The sequence below is a fragment of the Oceanihabitans sediminis genome, assembly GCF_003337215.1.
GTDB lineage: Bacteria > Bacteroidota > Bacteroidia > Flavobacteriales > Flavobacteriaceae > Oceanihabitans > Oceanihabitans sediminis.
This window is the reverse complement of record NZ_QPIG01000001.1, coordinates 309900-329093: the sequence shown is the minus strand read 5'-3', so window position 1 is coordinate 329093 and position 19194 is coordinate 309900. Positions and strand designations below refer to the sequence as shown.

The following is a 19194-nucleotide window of genomic DNA, read 5'->3' as shown; positions in this document are numbered from 1 at the left end:
GTTATATAGAAACAGCCTCCAGTCGAATGATTGGAGGCTGTTTTTTTTGATTTTAAAGTTATTTATCCTACTGAAAGTTTAGCAGCATCTTTCCATAAATAATGAGGCATTGGTTCTTGAAGCTTCCAATTTATACTCATAGGTTTTGAACCTTTATAGTCTTTTAGTTCGCCTTCACCAATAAATACATACCCCATACTTTTACCATATTCATTTTTAGCTTTTTCTCTAACAAAAAGTAAAATACGTTTTTCTGTTTTTTTATGATTAACATAAGATAAGCCTTTTCCTAAGTCTGGTCTAGCGGAGTTTTGAGTTTGCCAATGGAATAATAATTCATTTACAGCATAATCATCATACATAGTAGTTGGTGAAAAATTTTCTTCAGATTTAATAAGATTTATAAATAGTATTTCTGTGTTTAAATCCTTGTTTTCTGCCGTTCCCTCTCTGTTTGATGATTTTTTTTCGAAGCTACTGAATTGAAAAGCAGCTAAAATTTGGTCCCTTGTATATCGGCTGTGTAATTTTAATGGTTGTTCATATGGAAGTTCAATTGGTAATTCTTTGAAGTTTATATCTTCAATTAATAGCTCTAAAACCTCTTTTATTTCTTCAACTAAAACTTTGTTAGCTCCAATTTGTTGAATACTATTTTCTAATGAATTAAAACCACCTTCTTTTTGCCAAATATCATAATGTAACATTAAGAGCATGGATTTTTCGGTTTCATTAAAATTAGAAATATTGATATTGAAATCTTTTTGAGCAAGTTTTAGAATAAATGTGAAGTAACTTAAAGAATTCGTAGAAAGCCACTTGTTAGAAATAGCTGATACGATTTCTTTTTCATTTACAGAACTAAAATCATCTAACTTACCTGCAAGGTTGCAAAGTCGTTTCCAACTACCTCTTTTGTAAATAGAAGGTAAAGGAATATTGTAAAACTTACTAAAGTTGGTGATGGTTAGTGGTAAATGTGTGTCGTGTTGAAATTGTTGTATTCTTTGAATTAATTTGTTTTTATTTAAAGAGGTTGCTGCTGTAATGTTCTTTAAAATTGTAGCTTTTGCTTTTTTCTCTAAAATTATAGAGCATCCTAGTGGTAAATGAGGGAAGTTATCTTCTACTTCTTTAACTACGGTAGTATTTGTTTTACCAATAAGTGCTCTGAACTTACTTTCAAAGTTATATTCAGAATGTGCATTTCCAACAAAGTCTAAAACAGTCAATGAATCTTTTTCTTCATATAGACGTAATCCTCTTCCTAATTGTTGAAGGAAAATAGTTAAACTTTCTGTAGGTCTTAAAAAGAGTAATGTATCAATTTGAGGAATGTCTATTCCTTCGTTAAACATATCAACTACAAATAAATAGTTGATTTCCTTTTTTTCTAATTTTTGACGAATAGCAGTTCGGTCGTTACTATTATTACTTGTTAAATAATCAGCTTTTAATCCAACTAAATTAAATTTTTCAGCCATGTAACGAGCATGTTCCATAGAGACACAATAACCTAGAGCTCTCACATCGTGTATGTCTTTCGTGTACTTCTCTAAAGCATCGATAATTTCTCGGACTCTTCTGTCACTTTCTGTATAAATATTGGTTAACTCACTGGCCACATATTTCCCTCGTGCCCAACTTACATTTGATAAATCAATACTGTCTGTAATGCCGAAATATTGAAACGGACAAAGTAGTTTTCTGTTTAAAGCTTCTGGTAACCTTATTTCAGCAGCGATTCTATCATGGAAATCTTCTAAAATATCTCCACCATCCATTCTTTCGGGAGTTGCTGTTAGTCCAAGAAGTATTTTTGGTTTAAAGTAGTCGATAATAGCTCTATAGCTTTTCGCTGCTTGGTGATGACATTCATCAATAATGATATAGTCATAATAATCGGGTGCCAATCCTACCGTTTCAAGTTGATTGTTCACCGACTGAACAGATGCGAAAACAAATTCAAAATTATTAGGAACCATTCCATCAACCCATAGTTCACCGATATTATTGTTTCTTAATACGCCTTGAAATGTTGAAAGTGATTTTTGTATAATTTCTTTTCTATGTGCTAGAAAAAGCAATTTTGATGATTTGTTATTTTGTCTAAATCGTTTATAGTCAAATGCTGAAATTACTGTTTTTCCTGTTCCAGTGGCGGCAACTACTAGGTTTCTAAATCTGTTGTGAACGGTTCTTTCTACTTCTAGTTTTTCTAAAACTTCATTTTGATATGGAAATGGCTTGATGTCGAAATAAGCAGAAGTGTTTTCGTAAGGCTTGCTAAATTTACTTTGTTTTAATGCGCTTATTAGTTTGTCTTTATGTATGGATTCATCAAATAATTCAAAATCATCACTCGCCCAATAAGCATCAAATGTTTTTTGAAATTTACTTATAATATGACTAACTTCCTTTGTAGTTACTTTTAAATTCCACTCTAAACCATCTGTAAGTGCAGACCTAGAGAAGTTTGAAGAACCGATATAAGCAGTATGAAACCCTGAATCTCTATAAAATAAATATGCCTTTGCGTGTAATCTTTCGTTTGAAGTATTATAGGAAATTTTAACCTCTGTGTTGGGTAGACTAGAAAGCAATTGAATCGCTTTATAGTCGGTTGCTCCAATATATGTAGTTGTAATGACTTTTAGTTTGCCACCTCTTTCGGTAAATTCTCTAAGCTCATTCTCAAGGATTATGATTCCTTTAAACTTAATAAAAGAAACTAATAGGTTTATTTGATTAGATGAGAGAATCTCTTTTTTTAATTCGCTCTCAAGAGATAAGCCTCCGTTGCCTCCAGTAAATAATTCACTTTGTGTAAGTCTAGTATATGGTGTGATTTCCTTTAGGTGAAGGTCAAGGTCTGAAAAATGCGCATCTGCTTTAGAGAATACAGCTTTTAAAATTTCACCTTCAACACTTACTAAGTCATCGTCAAATTCTTGCTTGTTGAATTCTTCTTTTAGAAGCCTGATGATTTTGTTTGCAATTTCAATTTGTTTGTCAATCTTATTTACTCCCTTGACAAGTTGAAAAGCATGTTTTAAAGTTTTTGAAAGATGTTTAGATAGCACATCTGAAGCTTCTTCTTTATCTATTTCACTTTTCTTAAGAAAAAACTTATCTCTATCGAGTTCATTTATCTTTTCAGATACAAGTTGCGTTACTAATTCTTCGTAAATTCCTTGATTCATAGCTCTAATAATTCTTTAACAATCGGCACATCCGCCTCAGCCCAATCCAAACTTAGCAGTTCTTCTTTATGGGCTAATTTATAATCAGCATGCTCTCGTAGCTTCAATTCCCCTGAAACATAGTCAGCGGTATAAGGAATCAATTGGATTTTAAAGTCTGGATAAGCATGGCTAACCGGAGACAGCCGCTTTTTGACTGCAATATGAATATTTAATTCTTCAAGAACTTCACGCTTTACGCAAGCTTCTTCCGTTTCTCCTGCTTCAATTTTACCACCAGCAAACTCCCATTTCAACGGAAGTTTCATTGTGGCACTTCGTTGTACGGCAAGAATCTTTTCATCAAAATGAATGATGGCACAGGTAACAAGAATGGTCTTCATAATTGGTTCAAATTAATGCGCTTCCAACCAGTTCTCACCTATATCCATTTCTACGTCTAATGGAACATCTAGGCTAAAGGCGTTTTCCATTTCGCTTTTAATAAGGCTTTTCATTTCCTCTAGTTCTGGCTTATAAACATCAAAAACCAATTCATCATGTACTTGTAAAAGCATTTTCGTTTTGTAGTTTCCAGCTTCTAGCTTGTTATAGATGTTAATCATGGCAATCTTAATAATGTCGGCCGCAGATCCTTGTATAGGGGCGTTTACCGCATTACGCTCTGCAGCACCACGAACTACCGCGTTTCTAGAATTAATATCTTTTAAATAACGTCTTCTGTCTAAAACCGTTTTTACATAACCATGATCTCTAGCAAAATCTACCTGCTTACTGATGTAGGCTTTTAATTTCGGATAGGTTTCATAATAGGTGTCTATCAAATCCTTGGCTTCGCTACGTGATAAATCGGTTTGGTTGCTTAGCCCGAAAGCAGAAACCCCATAGATAATTCCGAAGTTTACCGTTTTGGCATTACTACGTTGTTCTCTAGTAACTTCGGCAAGGGGTACATTAAATACCTTGGAAGCGGTAGAAGCGTGAATATCTTCTCCGTTTTTAAAGGCTTCAATCATGGTTTCTTCTTGACTTAAGGCTGCAATAACACGTAATTCAATTTGCGAATAATCGGCAGCCAGTAAGGTGTATTCTTCGTTTCTAGGAACAAAGGCTTTTCGCACCTGTCTTCCTCTTTCGGTACGAATAGGAATGTTTTGCAGGTTTGGGTTATTACTACTTAATCTTCCGGTAGCAGCAACGGTTTGCATATAGTCTGTATGTACTCTGCCAGTGCTTGCTTCTACCTGAAGCGGAAGGGCATCTACATAGGTGCTCTTTAATTTAGTTAGTCCGCGATATTCTAAAATATTTCGAATAATCTCATGGTCCTTTGCTAGATAGGATAGGATGTCTTCAGAAGTTGCATACTGACCCGTTTTGGTCTTTTTAGGCTTATCTACCAACTTCAGTTTTTCAAATAAAATGATTCCCAATTGTTTTGGGGAAGCAATATTGAATTCTTCTCCGGCAACCTCAAAAATTTGCTTTTCAAGGTTCGCGATATCCTTATTTAAGTCATCAGCAAGAGAATTTAAAAAGGCAGTGTCTAAGCGAATTCCTTCTAATTCCATAGCTGCTAAAACGCGTAGCAACGGAATTTCGATTTCATCAAAAAGCTTTTGGGTATTGGCATCGCCTAATTCCTTAGTAAAATGTTCTTTTAACTGCAGCGTAATATCGGCATCTTCTACCGCGTATTCGGTTTGCTTTTCTAAAGGAACCTCACGCATAGAAAGTTGGTTTTTTCCTTTCTTCCCTAGCAATTCTGTGATAGAAATTGGCGTATAGTTTAAATAGGTTTCCGCTAGTACATCCATATTATGACGCATATCCGGATTGATTAAATAGTGCGCTAGCATAGTATCAAATAACTTTCCTTTTACGCTAATACCATACTTAGCTAAAACCTTAATATCATATTTTAAATTCTGACCGATTTTTTCAATGGTTTCACTTTCAAAAAACACTCGTAAAACTTCTATTAATTCCTGTGCTTCCTGCTGGTCTTCCGGAAACGGAATATAAAATCCTTTACCAACTTCCCAAGAAAAAGCAATTCCTACTAGCTCTGCAGTCAAGGGATTTAATCCGGTAGTTTCTGTATCAAAACACACCGAAGTTTGCTTCATTAAGTTTTTAATAAAAAGCTTGGTTGCCATACCTGGTGCAACACTTTGGTAGAAGTGTGGCGTGGTTTCGGCTGTTTTTCTTGAATGTGTAGAAGCTGCTGCTTCTGAATCAGAACCGCCACCAAATAAAGAAAACTGTCCTTCTCCGGCAGATTTTTCTTCCTTAGGAGTTGTTTTAACTGCTGCTTTTTTATCGGTACTAGTGCTTGCTTCCGTTTCTTTAGCAAAAGTTTTATTGAAATTGTCAATCAAACGTCTGAATTCTAATTCTTGAAAGATTTCTGTAACCTTCGGAATATCTGGCTCCGACATTTCAAAATCCTTTTCATTGAATTCCACAGGAACATCTAGCATAATCGTGGCTAGCTGCTTAGAAAGCATTCCAAGCTCCTTATTGGCTTCAATCTTTTCTTTCATTTTTCCTTTTAGCTGATCGGTACTAGCTAATAGGTTTTCCATGCTACCAAACTGCTTTAAAAACTTCTTTGCTGTTTTTTCACCAACTCCTGGAAGCCCAGGAATATTATCGGAAGAATCGCCCATCATTCCTAAATAGTCAATGACTTGAAGCGGATCTTCTACTTCAAACTTCTGTTGTACTTCCGGAATTCCCCAAGTTTCATAACCACCACCAAAAACTGGTCGGTACATAAATATATTTTCAGAAACTAGCTGGGCAAAATCCTTATCTGGCGTAACCATAAAGGTTTTATATCCTTCTTTTTCGGCTTTTTTTGCAAGCGTCCCTATCACATCATCTGCTTCATATCCCTCCTTAACCATGATAGGAATATGCATGGCTTTTAAAATTTCATATATATACGGAACGGCCGTTTTTATTCCCTCTGGAGTCTCGTCACGATTTGCTTTATAGGCTTCAAACATTTCTACTCGGTCTGCACTTCCGCCTTTATCAAAACAAACAGCAAGATGATCGGGTCTTTCTCGTTTTATAACATCTAAAAGCGAGTTCATAAACCCCATAATTGCTGAGGTGTCTTCTCCCTTGGAGTTGATTCTTGGGTTTTTTATAAATGCGTAGTAGCCACGGAAAATTAATGCGTAAGCATCTACTAAAAAAAGGCGTTTTTGTTCGGACATAGTATTTGTTTTGAAAGAAATTCAAAGCTACGAAAAACTTATTAGACCTTTAAGACTTTTGAAGGCTTCACTAGGATTTATTTCTATCCTAAATGGGGAAATAAAATGCAATTTGTGAAGAACTTTTTTTAGCTAAGGACTTTCCTTATTTCAGAGCAAATATTTTTCCATAGATACTTCGAGGATACTTCGAGGATACTTCGAGGATACTTCGAGGATACTTCGAGGATACTTCGAGGATGGTTCGAGGATGGTTCGAGGATGGTTCGAGGATGGTTCGAGGATGGTTCGAGGATGGTTCGTAGTGACTCCGTAGTGACTCCGTAGTAAAAATATGCAGTTTTTTATCCAAATAACACAGATTTACAACTTGTACTTAGCCCTCCTAATAGAGCATCTTTGTCGCTTTTTTAATTTTCTTTTTTAAAATATTTCCTCTAATTTCAGCAGCAGTTTTTCTTGCTTGCTTGTTACAAAAACACATAAACTACAGATTTTAGGCAGATAGAAGATGAAAGCAGCTTTTCGCATCGGGGAAAAGTATTTTGTTTAACTTCGACACAGAGAAAAAACAGGTGTGTGACAACAGGCAGAATAGAAAAAAGCACTTGTTAAACAGGGAATAACTATGAAGGACTTTAAAAATAATCCGTATTTTGAATTGTTTTCAAAACAAAAGGAAAACCAATTTGCAGTAGGAAACAGCACATGCAAACAGCGTATTCAAAAACTGAATGCTTTAAAAAAAGCAGTAGAAATCACCTATAAAGAAAGAATTCGTGAGGCGCTGTATACCGATTTCAAAAAACCATATACCGAAACCGATTTAACAGAAATATACCCGGTGGTTAGCGAAATTAAGTTTGCCAAATCCCATTTGAAATCCTGGATGAAACGCCAAAAGGTCGAAACTCCTATGGCTTTTATAGGCTCTTCTTCTTGGTATATGTACGAGCCTAAAGGGGTTTGTTTAATTATTTCTCCGTGGAATTTCCCTTTAAACTTAACCTTCGGACCATTGGTTTCGGCAATAGCTGCAGGAAATACAGTGATTATTAAACCTTCGGAAATGACTCCCAACATCTCTAAAGTCATGGCCAATATAGTGACAGATTTATTTTCGGAAGAAGAAATTGCTCTTGTAGAAGGAGAGGTGGAGGTGTCGCAAGAATTATTAAAACTTCCTTTTAATCATATCTTTTTTACGGGATCTCCGCAAGTAGGAAAAATAGTGATGCAAGCAGCTTCCAAACATCTAACCTCGGTAACCCTGGAGTTAGGAGGGAAGTCGCCAACCATTATCGACGAAACAGCTAACTTAAAAAAGGCTGCAAAGAAAATTACTTGGGGAAAGTTTTTAAATAGCGGACAAACCTGTATTGCTCCAGATTATATTTTGATAAAAGACACGATAAAAGATGCCTTTATCACAGAACTAAAAAAACAGCTACAACATTTTTATACCGAAAATCCAGCTGCTTCCAATTCGCTTTGTCGTGTAGTAAATAAAAAACATTTTCAGCGTTTAGTAAATCATTTAGAAGATGCTACATCGAAAAATGCAACCATAGAAATAGGGGGTAAAACAGCTTCTGAAGATAATTTTATTACACCAACCGTAATTTCTAACTTACCGGAAGAGGCTTCTCTTTTACAAGAGGAGATTTTCGGACCAATACTTCCTATAAAAACTTACAAAAACCTAGAGGAAGCAATTGCCTATATAAATGCTGGAGAAAAACCTTTGGCCTTATACGTATATTCAAAGAGTAAGAAAAACACCAATTATATTTTAAAGAATACTAGAGCAGGTAGTTCTGCTATTAATAATAATGTGGTGCAATATTCTAATCACTACTTACCTTTTGGAGGGAGTAATAATAGTGGTATTGGTAAGGCACATGGTGTTTTTGGATTTCAGGAGTTCTCCAATATGCGCTCGGTAATGAAACAGCATACCATTGGTTCCATAGAGTTTTTGTTTCCACCGTACAATAACTTCAAACAAAAGTTAGTGAACTTAACTATTAAGTGGTTTTAATTTATAGATAGTAACTAAAAATAAAGAGACTTAAAGAAATCTTCTATTGCTTTAAATAATAATCCGAAGGTACTTGTTCGTTCACGCCATCTTGAAACTTGGTCATACTAAACCATTCGTGAATGGCGTAGCTTCCGGTTTCTCCTTGTTTGTTTATAGCAATATAACCAACCTGAAAGTTTTTATAATTACTGTTGGGCTTGTTTACAATTCTGCCAATGGCTTCCTCACATGCTTCTTGTGGTGTTTTTCCTTGACGCATGAGTTCTACTACTAAAAAGCTAACAACGGTTTTTACAACTTCTTCCCCTAGGCCGGTGGCAACACAGCCTCCAACTTCATTGTCTATAAATAATCCTGCTCCAATGATTGGGGAATCTCCTACACGTCCGTCTAATTTATAAGCAAGCCCGCTAGAAGTACAACCTCCAGCAATATCTCCATTTTTATCTATAGCTAACATACCAATAGTATCATGGTTTTCTATATTGATAATGGGTTTGTATTTGGCTTCTACTTTCCATTTTTCCCAGGCTTCTTTCGCAGCATCCGTTAGTAGATTCTCTGCTTGAAAACCTTTTTCTAAGGCAAACTTCTTTGCGCCTGCTCCCGCAAGCATTACATGCGGCGTGTCTTCCATAACTTTTCTAGCTACAGAAATAGCATGAGTTACATCTTGAAGATAAACAACAGAACCACAGTTGCCGTTTTTATCCATGATACAAGCGTCAAGACTTAGCTTTCCATCTCTATCTGGCAAGCCTCCTTTTCCAACAGATTTATTATTGATATCTGCTTCTTCTACCATGCAACCTTGTTCTACCGCATCTAAAGCTGTTCCTCCTGCTTCTAATATTTCCATTGCTTTTGCTGTGGCATTTTTCACCTTCCAGGTTGCCACAACTACAGGTAAAGATGCTTTGTTATATTCTTTAGAAGTGTTTGGTGAAGTGGTTGTATTCGTAGTTTCTTCAGAAGCCAAAAGGGTAGAGCCAATAGCTAATCCAACACTAGTTAAAGAGGTTTTCTTGAGGAAGTTTCTTCTTTTCATGTTCTTCTTTATTATAAATAGAAAGGGCTTAACATACGCTAAGCCCTTTTTTTAAAGTTTTTAATATTCTACACCTTGTTTGTCTAAGATGGTTTTGGTTCTATAAGTATAAAAAAGTAGATAACCGAAGCATAGTACTGCAATCCAATAAGAAGATTGAATACCGAATACATCAGCTAGCTTTCCTTGAACCGGCGGAATAATAGCACCACCTAAAATCATCATGATTAAGAAGGCAGATCCTTGCGAGGTATATTTTCCTAAGCCAGCAATACTCAATGCAAAAATACTTGGCCACATAATAGAACAGAATAACCCTCCAGAAAGTAATGCGAATAAAGCTAATTGCCCAGAAGCAAAAACACCTAGTAGCATTCCGATGATTCCTAAGCTGCTAAATATTTTTAAGGTTTGTACCGGGTTGTCTTTAGCTAAAAAGAAACCACCAATTTGAATAGCTACACAGATACTAAATAATAAAATTTCTGTTGCAGAATATTTGCCATAGTTTACCAATAAAATCACTCCCAATGCAACGTATGGTACAATAATAAGCAACCACTTTTTTAAACCTTTACTTGGATTGAAAACGGTAATAGCACCAACCCAACGTCCAATCATTAAACCTCCCCAATACAAGGAAATAAAAGGGGCTATCTCCGCATCGTTCATTACCGGCATGTCTAACGGATTTAGGTTGTTAACTTTGTCGGCAACCGATTTAAGTAGCTCTCCTAAATTACTTTGAATAGTAACTTCTACACCTACATACATAAAGATTGCAAGCATCCCTAAAACCAATTGCGGGTATTTCATTGCTCCCCAACCATCTGGTTTTTTAGAAGCATTCGTATAAGCAATCCAGATACAAGCTATAACCGAAAGCAAGGCTATAAATAACAATACAAGTCGCTTGTGTTCTAAGGCTTCTGTTGTTACATTATCTCCAGTATAGGTCATGAAAATCAAAGAGAAACAAGTAGCAATAATTAGGGTTAATATAATTAGAATATTTCGTGCTTTATTTGCTGTTTCAAAGCTTGAGTCTGCTTTTGCCTGCGGAAGATTCTTAGAAAAATGAAATAGGGCAGCAGCTAATAAAAAGGAAATTCCAACGCCTAAATACAAAGCTTGAACTGTTGTTAGTTTTATTTCGTTATTCGCAATCATAGCATTCAATTCGTCACCCGTTAAAGGGGTAGAACCAAAGATGATTAGCGCAATAATAATCGGGCCAATGGTTGTACCAAAGGAATTAATTCCTCCTGCTAGATTTAGTCGGTGGGAAGCTTTGGATGGTTCACCCAAAGCAATAGCAAAAGGATTGGCTGCCGTTTGTTGTAATGAAAAACCTAAACCTACAATAAACAATGCTAAAAGCACTAAATAAAAAACCTCCGTTTGTCCCTGTTGGGAACCATTTACTACAAAATACATAACTATGGCGCCAACTGCCGAAAGAACCAAACCGTAAACGATGCCGTTTTTATAACCCCAACTGTTAAGAATGTCTCGTTTTACGGCACTTGACATAATAAATAGTAACAAAGCACCAATATAATAAGCACCATAAAAAGCAAAGTCCACCAATTGCGACTGAAACTGATCTATATTAAAATAGGTTTTACAAAATGGAATAAACACCCCGTTGGAAGCGGCGATAAATCCCCAAAAAAAGAAGACGGTAACTAGCGTAGTTAAAGCAGATTTGTTGTTTTGATTGTTCATTTAGTTAGTTTTAATATTTTAAATATAGTTATAATCTTCACTTGATTGTTATTTCATCTACAAAAAGCCAACTGCTACCACCGTCTTCATAACCAAGATGCCACTCAGGAAGCTTGCCTAGTTTTTTCGCAATTAGCTGGATGTATCGGTAGTTTGATTGGGTTTCTTTAAAAGATACTTGTTGTATTTTTACTTCTTCGGAAGGCATTGGTTTTTCAAAAGAATAAGTCCCTAGTGTTGTAAAGTGATTTCCGTCTTTAGAACCTAAACACTGGATTTCCGTAGGGAAAAAGATCCAGGAGCGTTGGTCTTGTAAAAAGTTTACACTTACAGAGCTTATTTCTTTTTCACTCCCCAAGTCAACAGTAGCAATTAAATCTGTGTCAAAATATCCTTGCCAAGTACCGGTTCTAAAATCTGCTGCCCCATAAACTCCATCTATAAGTGCGTTTTTTCCACCTCCATTATATTGGTTGGCATATTCGGTTTCTAGTTTTAAGGAAATATTCGGATCAATTTTATAGAAATTGGTTTCAAGTACAGCACTTTTAATAGCATTTTTCTCAGAATATACTCGCAAGGAAGCGTCTTCAGAAATACTAAAAGGCTTTTCGTAATCTTCAAATTCTTTTCCATTCAAACTATAAAATATTGCAGCGGAAGCATCTGCATTTTCTAGAACTACTTCTGTTTTACCTTTAAAAGCGACATCTCCTTTGGCTATAAAAGGAGCAGGTGTAATTAAGTGCTCTTTTATTTCTGTGGAAGGAACTTCAGAATCTTTTGTACCCCAATTCGATGGACTGTTGCTCATTTCAAAAACCAAATGACCACCGTTTATAATATCTTGATGCGAAATATAAGATTGTTCTAAAGGCTTTCCATTTAAGGAAGCAGATTTTATATAGATGTTTGTATCGCTTAAATTATTGGCTGTTATATGAAATTGCCTATTGTTTTCTAGCTGTATAGTTGCTTTTTCAAACAAAGGGCTTCCAATAATATACGTATTACTTCCAGGCGTAACAGGGTAAAATCCTAACGAGCTAAACACATACCAAGCACTCATTTGTCCGCAATCTTCATTACCCGAAATACCGTCTGGTGTATTTGTGTACAACTCTGTTAAAATTTGGCGGACTTTCTCCTGTGTTTTATGTGGTTTGTTTACAAAATTATATAGGTAAGCCATATGATGACTAGGCTCGTTTCCATGCGCATACTGACCAATTAACCCCGTAATATCCACTTGGTGGCGACCAGAGGTTTCGTCTTTAGCAACAAACAAATTATCTAGATTTTTTTCTAAGATTTTTTTTCCTCCAAGTAAGTTTATAAAACCAGTAATATCTTGTGGAACGTAAAAGCTATACTGCCAAGCATTCGCTTCGGTATAGTTGAAATTTACTTCGTAAGGATCAAAGGGAGCAAACCAAGTATTTCGAAATCGCCCTCGCATAAATTGGCTTTCAGGATCAAAAACGTTTTTATAGTATTGTGCACGTTCTATATAACTTTTATAGTCTGCGTCTTTTCCTAAAGCCTGTGCCATTTTCGCAATGGTCCAATCGTCATAAGCGTATTCTAAAGTTTTGGAAACCGATTCGCTTTCTGCTTCCACGGGAATAAAACCAAATTCTTTATAACTTTTAAGACCCAATTTATCTTGCATCGCAGAATGTTTCATTGCTGTAAAAGCTTTTTCAATATCATAGTTTTGAATGACTTTTAAATAAGCATCTGCAATTACAGGAACTGCGTGGTAACCAATCATACAGCCGGTATAATTTCCTGCTAAATCCCAAATTGGCATAATGCCTCCTTCGTCGTATTTTGCTAGAAAAGTATTAATAAAATCATTAGTTCGGTCTTGCTCTATAATTGTGTACAGCGGGTGCGTAGCTCGGTAAGTATCCCAAAGCGAAAAAACAGTATAATAATCAAAATCCTGGGTCTCGTGAATTTTTAAGTCCATACCACGATAACGACCATCCACATCTTGGTATAGGTTTGGTGCTAACATGGTGTGGTAAACAGAAGTATAAAAATTGGTTTTATAATCTTCGTTAGTACTTTCAATAACAATTTTCTCTAATTGCTTTTCCCAAGTTTCTTGTGCTTCTAGTTTTATTTCTTCAAAAGTCTTATTGGCAATTTCTTGATCTAGGTTTTTCTTTGCTCCAATTTCATCTACGGCAGAAATACCTACTTTAATTTCTAGCGTTTGGTTTTCGGAAGCATCAAACTCAAAGGCTGCTTTTACTGTCTTACCTTCATTTTTATCGTTTAATAAAGTCATGTTTTTAAAAGGTCTTGAAAAAGACATGTTAAAAAATAACTTCTGATTTGTTGCCCATGCTTTGGAGTGTCTATGCCCTCCAATTTCTGTATTAGAATAGGTGTTTATTTTAGAATCTAAAACTTCGTCACGATGCACTAAATCTAAAACAACAACTTGTTTTGCGTCTTTTGGGAAAGTGTATTTATGTATGCCGCTTCGTTTGGAAACGCTTAATTCTACTTCAATATTTGTACTGTCTAAGTGCACTTTATAGTATCCAGCTTCGGCAATTTCATTATCATGAGAAAAAGCTGCTCTATAGCCCTTTTCGCCATTTGCTCCATTATTAAATTCAACCTCGTTGGTAGGCATTAAAAGCACATCCCCATAATCGGAAACTCCTGTTCCGCTTAAATGTGTATGCGAAAAACCGTAAATATACTTGTCGCTATAATGGTAACCAGAGCAACCATCCCAACCGTCTAATCGGGTATCCGGACTTAGTTGCATCATTCCAAAAGGCATGCTTGCTCCAGGGTATGTATGCCCGTGACCACCAGTTCCTATAAACGGATTTACATAATGAATAAGGTCTTTGGTTTTTTGTGCAGCGGTAACATTATTTTCTTGTTTACAGGAAGAAAAAAGTAGAAATACAATAAAAATAGAATAGAGGGAAAGCCGCATTAAAAATAGATTAGTAATTTAGTGAACTAATATAGTAAAATGCAAAACAAGAAATTAACTCTCTGCCTACTTTTGTCTGTTTTATTTAGTTGTAATAAAAAGCTAGTTCCTTCTGTAGAACCCATGATTATTCCGCAACCTTCTAAGCTAGAGTTTGCTAATGGCGATTTTATATTAAGTGACGAAACACAACTTATAGCTTCCGAAGGTTTTAAAATTGCGTCCGAGTATTTAAAGGCTTTTATACTGGAAGGAAGTGGTATTAGCTTGAAAGAAAGTACAGGAGTGAATACGATTTCCTTTGTAAAAGAGGAAAACTTTACAAACCCGGAAGCTTATACTTTAGAAGTTTCAGAAGATAAAATTACAATATCGGCATTAAGCGATAAAGGTGCTTTTTATGCAGTGCAAAGTTTAAGGCAATTGCTTCCTGTAGGTTTTGAAAATAACACATTTGCAAACAAGAAGCTAGCTGTAAAATGTTTAAAAATAGAGGATGCTCCGCAATTTCCTTATCGTGGAATGCATCTTGATGTTGGTAGACATATGTTTTCTGTAGACTTTATAAAAAAGTATATCGATGCTTTGGCAATGCTAAAGTTAAACACCTTTCACTGGCATTTAACCGAAGACCAAGGTTGGCGTATTGAAATTAAAAAATATCCTAAACTACAAGAAATAGCTGCTTTTAGAAGCGAGACCTTAATTGGTCATTATGATAGCCAACCACAATTATTCGACGGAAAAAGATATGGTGGTTATTATACCCAAGAAGAAATTAAAGAGGTTGTAGCCTATGCAACCGAAAGGTTTGTAACCGTAATTCCTGAAATTGAATTGCCGGGCCACTCCCAAGCGGCTATTGCTGCCTACCCAGAACTAGGATGCACCGGTGAACAAGTAGAGGTTGCTAAAAAAGGAGGGGTTTATGAAAATATATATTGTTCTAAAGAGGAAACTTTTACCTTTTTAGAAAATGTTTTCGATGAGGTTTTAGCATTATTCCCAAGTGAATATATTCATATTGGTGGCGATGAAGCGCCTAAAACCCATTGGAAAAACTGTGCGGCTTGTAAGCAGCGAATTCAAGACGAAGGTTTAAAAGACGAACACGAATTACAGAGTTATTTTATTTCTAGAATAGAAAAGTATTTAAATAGTAAAGGTCGACAAATCATCGGTTGGGATGAAATTCTAGAAGGTGGATTAGCACCAAATGCAACAGTGATGTCTTGGCGCGGATTTAATGGTGCTATCCAAGCAGCAAAGCAACAGCATCAAGTGATTTTAACTCCGGGTTCTCATTGTTATTTTGATCACTATCAATCGGAAGATAAAGCAGAACCCCTAGCCATTGGTGGTTATTTACCATTAGAAAAAGTATATGGTTTAAACCCTATCCCGGAAGAATTAAGTCCGGAAGAAGCTAAATACGTACTTGGTGCTCAGGGAAATGTGTGGACAGAGTATATGCAGAGTTCCAAGAAAGTTGAGTATATGGTGTTTCCAAGAATTCTGGCCTTAAGTGAGGTGGTTTGGTCTTCTCCAACTCAAAAGAATTATAAGGAATTTGCTGCTAGAGTCGAAAACTTTCACAAGCGATTAGATGCTTTAGAAATCAACTACGCAAATCATTTCTATGAAATAGAGGGAAGCATGATTACTTCAGAAGATCAAGTTGCTTTCCAACTAGAAACTGCTTCTCAAGGAAAAACCATTCGATATACCAAAGACGGTTCTGAACCAAATCTACAGGCAGAGATTTATACAAAACCTATACCTATTACAGAAAGCACGACGATAAAAGCTTCGGTTTTTAACGATGTAGAAGCTCTAGGGAAAACATTTACTCAAGAAATTCTTGTGCATAAAGCTGTTGGAAAGAAAATCACCATCAATAAAAAGCCTAACCCAGCTTACTTAGGAAGTGGGGCTTCCGGATTAATTAATGGGATTGCCGGTAGTGATACGCGTTTTAATGATAAGCAATGGCTAGGATTTTGGGGAGAGGATATTGAAATTACTATCGATTTAGGAAAAGAAACAGCAATACAATCGGTAGAAACAAGATTCCATAACGGAAATGTAAATTGGATTTATGCTCCTAAAGAAGGAACTGTAGTTTTTGATACAGCTGAAGAAAAGCAACAGTTGAAATCACCTATTTCTGAAGAGTTAATAGTTCCTATGAAAGTTGAGAAATCAACAAAAACACGATTTATAAAATTACTTATTCCTAATTTCGGAATCATTCCGCATGGTAAAGCAGGTGCAGGAAATAAAGCTTGGACTTTTATTGACGAAATAATCGTTAAATAGTATACTTGCAGTATGGTTTAATCGCCCTTATACCTTCAATCAAAAGAAATTCATAAAATGAAAATAAAGTTTTTACTACTAATAAGTGTTCTAATTGTTTCATGTAAGGCTGAAATCCCTTCAATAGGAAATTATAGCGTTTCCGTTTTTCAGGAGGAAAACCTGTATTTCGATATGGCTTTCAAAAGCGATACACTGCAACTGGATGACGATATTTTAAGGCTAGATGCAGGACGCGTTTTGCTAAAAAAAGTAAAATTACCTAAATATGAATTGCAGCCAAATGTTACAGTTAATGTGAAGCTGACATCTAATGGTGATCCATGGGATAAGTCGGGTTCCCTGTTTGTTATTCCTGCTTCTGCAGATTTAAGCTTACTAGATTTTGAGAATAATACACTAACCAGAGAACAGTTTTCTGATGCTTTTCCAGGGATAAAAACAGTACAATTTGATGATAGAACCTACAAACCTAGTGTAGAGCTACTACGATTTATGACTCCTTTTGGAGTTGGTCATTTTAATGATAACGAAAGAGTAGCTACTTTGAAACCGGTGTATATTCCAAAGTGGGAAGATGCGGTTCAATGGGAACAAAACATTACACATCTTTTACCTTTATTAGAGGATGAGGTTTATATCGGAGTGTTTATAGATACTTGGACCAAACAAGGGTATAATATTTCTGTGCAACTTGACTTTGAAGAAAGTACTATTCCAAATCATGTTAAGAAAAAACAAGAGGTTATTTCTGTGTTGAATACTTCTAAATATGCTGGAGCTCAAAGGTTTTATGATGCTTTTTCAAAAGGAAATCTTTCAATAGATCTACCTGTTTCAGAAACATTAAAAAACGCAAAACTGTATTATATCACCACAGGTCATGGCGGGCATAAAGGTGGCGATGAGTTTACAGAAAAAGAAAACATCATCAAGTTCAACTCAAAAGTGATAAAGCAATTTGTTCCTTGGCGAGAGGATTGTGCTAGTTTTAGACGTTTTAATCCTACTTCAGGAGTATGGACAGAAACCACTACTTGGAAAGGGGAGGAGATAGAAGAGCGTATTGCTTCTTCCGATTATTCTAGATCTAACTGGTGTCCGGGAAGTGATGTTCTGCCAGAAATAATAGACTTAGGCAATGTAGAAAAAGGAAACCATACTTTTGAATTTTCTATTCCTGGAGCTCAGGCTATAGACGGAGATAAAATCAATTATTGGATGGTTTCTGCTTATATTGTTTATGATAAATAAAGGCCTTTTGTTAAAAGCTTTAGTGGTTTATTAACAACACCTTAAGGTATTTTCTTTGTTTTTAAAATTATCTTTGCAGACACTTAAAACAAAACCATGCGATTTATAATTTTAATACCTTTAGTTTTATTACTAGAGTTTTATACCTTTTCTGCCTTACGAACCCTAACTAGAAATAAGTTTGTACTTATTGGTTTTTGGGTACTGTTTGCAGTGGTTTGTGCAGTGTCTTACTACCAAATGTACCTAGTGCAAAAAGATGGTAAGTTTAGTTTAAATACCGGTTATACCGTTGCTTTATTTCTGACTTATGTAGTTCCGAAGCTTTTTGTTTTTGCTTTTCTTTTTACCGAAGATATTGTTCGTGTTTTCGAAACGGCCTTCCATTATTTTAAGAGCGATAATACCATTAAAGAAGCTATTCCTTCCAGAAGAAAATTTGTTAGTCAGCTAGCGCTTGGTGTTGCTGCAATACCATTTGCAGGGTTTCTTTATGGGGTGATAAAAGGGAAATACAACTTCAAAGTAATCAAGCAACAAGTGGTTTTTGAGGATTTACCAGCTTCTTTTGACGGCTATACCATTACACAAATTAGTGATGTACATGCAGGAAGTTTCGATAATAAAGAGAAAATAGAATATGCTATCGACCTAATCAACCAGCAGAAAAGTGATACGATAGTGTTTACCGGAGATATGGTGAATTCTGTTGCAGAAGAAATGCATCCATGGGTAGATATTTTTAAAAGGTTAGAAGCTAAAGATGGAAAATATGCTGTCTTAGGAAACCATGATTATGGTTATTATGCTTATAAAACCAAGGAAGAAATTCAGGAGAATCAAAATAAGTTAGAGCAGGTTCATAAGGAAATAGGTTTTGATTTATTACTGAATGAAAGTAGGGCTATCGAAAGAAATGGAGAGAAAATTAATATTCTAGGTGTGGAAAATTGGGGAGCTTCTAGACATTTTCCGAAGCGCGGAAGCTTAAAAGAAGCAACCAAAAACCTAGAAGAAAATAGTTTTAATGTATTAATGTCTCATGACCCTTCTCACTTCGATTATAAAGAGAAAGAGGTAGACCAAAGTGATAGATTTAATTTAAACAAGGTTTTAGAGGAGCCTAATATTATTGACTTTGAAAAGAAGATTCACTTAACGCTTTCAGGGCATACTCACGGAATGCAGTTTGGTATTGAAATTCCATTTTTTAACTTCAAATGGAGTCCGGTAAAATACCGTTACCCTAGATGGGCAGGACTATACAAAGAAGCTGGGCAGTACTTATATGTAAATAGAGGCTTCGGTTTTTTAGCATTTCCTGGGCGTGTTGGAATTTGGCCAGAAATAACAGTTATTGAACTAAAACGAGGTTCGGTTAGTGCATAATCGCTATTAAA

10 protein-coding genes are annotated in these 19194 nt (G+C 35.6%); 4 read left to right on the top strand and 6 right to left on the bottom strand.

Translation table 11 applies throughout. The annotated features are described in order from the left end of the window. Positions 1–62 precede the first annotated feature (62 nt). The 3 genes from DU428_RS01440 to polA are packed head-to-tail and all read right to left on the bottom strand — an operon-like array spanning position 63 to position 6433. Entirely contained in the window at positions 63–3203 is a 3141-nt protein-coding gene (locus tag DU428_RS01440) for a DUF3427 domain-containing protein (protein ID WP_113965634.1), read from the bottom strand. Then, positions 3200–3586: a (deoxy)nucleoside triphosphate pyrophosphohydrolase gene (locus tag DU428_RS01435; protein WP_113965633.1), complete on the bottom strand. Its 387-nt coding sequence runs from the start codon at positions 3584–3586 to the stop codon at positions 3200–3202. The genes DU428_RS01440 and DU428_RS01435 overlap by 4 nt, the downstream gene beginning before the upstream one ends. Positions 3587–3598: 12 nt before the next feature. Then, positions 3599–6433, bottom strand: coding sequence for a DNA polymerase I (gene polA / locus DU428_RS01430; RefSeq protein ID WP_113965632.1), 2835 nt, complete (start codon positions 6431–6433; stop codon positions 3599–3601). A 628-nt stretch (positions 6434–7061) separates the two neighbouring features. Here polA and DU428_RS01425 point away from each other — a divergent pair. After that, positions 7062–8474, top strand: coding sequence for an aldehyde dehydrogenase family protein (locus tag DU428_RS01425; RefSeq protein WP_113965631.1), 1413 nt, complete (start codon positions 7062–7064; stop codon positions 8472–8474). Positions 8475–8517: 43 nt separating this feature from the next. On the opposite strand, the gene DU428_RS01420 is transcribed toward DU428_RS01425, so the two are convergent. Genes DU428_RS01420 through DU428_RS01410 form a run of 3 tightly spaced genes read right to left on the bottom strand, consistent with a single transcriptional unit; the run spans position 8518 to position 14221 of the window. Beyond that, positions 8518–9525 carry a N(4)-(beta-N-acetylglucosaminyl)-L-asparaginase gene (locus DU428_RS01420; protein ID WP_113965630.1) on the bottom strand — a complete coding sequence of 336 codons (1008 nt, stop codon included), beginning with the start codon at positions 9523–9525 and terminating at the stop codon, positions 8518–8520. 60 nt (positions 9526–9585) lie between these two features. Next, entirely contained in the window at positions 9586–11253 is a 1668-nt protein-coding gene (locus DU428_RS01415; protein WP_072348328.1) for an MFS transporter, read from the bottom strand. A 37-nt stretch (positions 11254–11290) separates the two neighbouring features. Continuing rightward, positions 11291–14221 (bottom strand): GH92 family glycosyl hydrolase, encoded by a 2931-nt coding sequence (locus DU428_RS01410; protein WP_113965629.1) that lies wholly within the window; start codon positions 14219–14221, stop codon positions 11291–11293. 39 nt (positions 14222–14260) lie between these two features. On the opposite strand from DU428_RS01410, the gene DU428_RS01405 reads away from it, so the two are divergent. The 3 genes from DU428_RS01405 to DU428_RS01395 all read left to right on the top strand — a co-directional run bounded on the left by DU428_RS01405 (position 14261) and on the right by DU428_RS01395 (position 19183). After that, positions 14261–16540: a beta-N-acetylhexosaminidase gene (locus tag DU428_RS01405; RefSeq protein ID WP_113965628.1), complete on the top strand. Its 2280-nt coding sequence runs from the start codon at positions 14261–14263 to the stop codon at positions 16538–16540. Positions 16541–16597: 57 nt separating this feature from the next. Then, positions 16598–17794, top strand: a complete 1197-nt coding sequence (locus tag DU428_RS01400) for a PNGase F N-terminal domain-containing protein (protein WP_113965627.1) — start codon at positions 16598–16600, stop codon at positions 17792–17794. Between the two features lie 96 nt (positions 17795–17890). Further along, positions 17891–19183, top strand: a complete 1293-nt coding sequence (locus tag DU428_RS01395) for a metallophosphoesterase (protein WP_072348356.1) — start codon at positions 17891–17893, stop codon at positions 19181–19183. Positions 19184–19194: the final 11 nt, after the last annotated feature.

Bases quoted from the DNA above. Each gene is read 5' to 3' on its own strand.
- DU428_RS01440 (WP_113965634.1), bottom strand. From the start codon at position 3,203: ATGAATCAAGGAATTTACGAAGAATTAGTAACGCAACTTGTATCTGAA.
- DU428_RS01435 (WP_113965633.1), bottom strand. From the start codon at position 3,586: ATGAAGACCATTCTTGTTACCTGTGCCATCATTCATTTTGATGAAAAG.
- polA (WP_113965632.1), bottom strand. From the start codon at position 6,433: ATGTCCGAACAAAAACGCCTTTTTTTAGTAGATGCTTACGCATTAATT.
- DU428_RS01425 (WP_113965631.1), top strand. From the start codon at position 7,062: ATGAAGGACTTTAAAAATAATCCGTATTTTGAATTGTTTTCAAAACAA.
- DU428_RS01420 (WP_113965630.1), bottom strand. From the start codon at position 9,525: ATGAAAAGAAGAAACTTCCTCAAGAAAACCTCTTTAACTAGTGTTGGA.
- DU428_RS01415 (WP_072348328.1), bottom strand. From the start codon at position 11,253: ATGAACAATCAAAACAACAAATCTGCTTTAACTACGCTAGTTACCGTC.
- DU428_RS01410 (WP_113965629.1), bottom strand. From the start codon at position 14,221: ATGCGGCTTTCCCTCTATTCTATTTTTATTGTATTTCTACTTTTTTCT.
- DU428_RS01405 (WP_113965628.1), top strand. From the start codon at position 14,261: ATGCAAAACAAGAAATTAACTCTCTGCCTACTTTTGTCTGTTTTATTT.
- DU428_RS01400 (WP_113965627.1), top strand. From the start codon at position 16,598: ATGAAAATAAAGTTTTTACTACTAATAAGTGTTCTAATTGTTTCATGT.
- DU428_RS01395 (WP_072348356.1), top strand. From the start codon at position 17,891: ATGCGATTTATAATTTTAATACCTTTAGTTTTATTACTAGAGTTTTAT.